General features: G+C 57.2%; 1 protein-coding gene. It reads left to right on the top strand.

The genetic code is table 11. The features are described from left to right. Positions 1-143 precede the first annotated feature (143 nt). On the top strand, positions 144-1525 hold a 1382-nt coding region (locus VH187_RS06840; protein WP_329700728.1), incomplete at its 3' end, for a hypothetical protein.

Raw genomic sequence — 1525 nt, 5'->3', positions numbered from 1 at the left:
TCAAGCTCGCAAAGGTAACAGCGGCGTTACTTTTCGGGTGCTGCGTACGATGCGGATCGTTGCGATTCTATGCTATGAAACCGATGGCTAGACCCGTAAGGTTATTATTCACGACTACCTTCGTGTTGGCAGGATTGGTCCTGATGACGCTGGCGGCGAAGCCTCCACATCCGACTCCGACACCGACTCCAAGCCCAACCCCGAGTCCGACGCCAACTCCACCGACCTCAACCGGCTCCTCTTTCGCCACAGCCTACAGTGTCCCATACAGTTACTCGGTGGCCGAGAGCGTCAGCCAAGCGAGCAGCGGTAGTTTCGTCGTAGGCGCGCTGTGCGATGAAGCGGCTGCCACGAGTCCAAACTGCAACGGACCCGCAACAGTCCTGAGGGTCGACTCAAGTGGAAACATACAGTCACAGACGCAGTACAGCTATGGGACCGGACCACAAAGCACCGCGCTGAACATTCTCAAGGCGACCTCGGACGGAGGTGCCATTTACGCCGGTCAACCCCAATCCGGCTGCCCAGCTGAGAGCCTGAACGCCTGCGGGGCAATCGTAAAGGTGGACTCGACCGGTAAAGTTCAATGGGCCAACGACCTGCTATTCGCCACCAGCGCCACTCCCTACTCGTCCCCTGTGACTTGGCCCTTCGACATTCAGCAGACCTCTGACGGAGGGTTTGTCCTCGTAGGCTACGCGATCGCGCCCGGCGAGAATTACAATCCGTGGATTGCCAAATTGAGCTCCACCGGGCAATTACAGTGGACGCATGTATTCGCTGACCCGAACAGTCAGTACAGCGCAGCCTACTCAGTCCGGCAGACAGCAGACGGCGGCTACATTGTCGGGGGCGAGGTAAGCTATGCCGTCACGTCCTCTTACACAGAATCCGAAATCACGGTTTTCAAGCTCGACTCGACAGGAACGTTGGTCTGGCAGCGCGACTACGCGGCCGGAGTAGACGCCTACTTCCAATCCCTCGGCTTGACTTCTGACGGCGGAGTTATTGTCAGTGGGACGGTCAGCACACAAACTCCAACCACCTATGCCAGCAGCGTCCTTCTGTTGAAGGTCGATTCAACCGGGAACGCACAGTTTGCCCGGACCATTCTTCCATCTGGCGATATTAGCGACCTGAATAACGTGGGCGTACAGCAAACAGCCGACGGGGGATACACGTTCGCCGGCTACTACTTCCAGAACACCGTCTACACCGAGAGAGCATGGCTCGTTAAGACAGACTCCGCTGGCAGCGTGCAGTGGGACAAGATCTACGGTCCTGACGTTCAGTATTCCGACCGATACTTCCACTCCTTCCAGCAGGCCAGCGACGGTGGCTTCATCGCCGTGGGCTCCACGAACCAGTTCAACGGCGGTGACAATTCGATATGGCTGGTAAAGACTGATTCCAACGGCAACATCTCGAACTGCGCTGATGTCCATAACGATTCAGCGGTGACCGGCTCAATCGCGGTAACAGTCTCGAACGGGGACCTATCAGCGGTTAAGGACGGCTTCTCCTA

This window comes from Scandinavium sp., assembly GCF_036271055.1.
Lineage (GTDB): Bacteria > Pseudomonadota > Gammaproteobacteria > Enterobacterales > Enterobacteriaceae > Scandinavium.
Note: the sequence above shows the minus strand (reverse complement) of the source record. Positions and strands in the feature narration are given on the sequence as shown.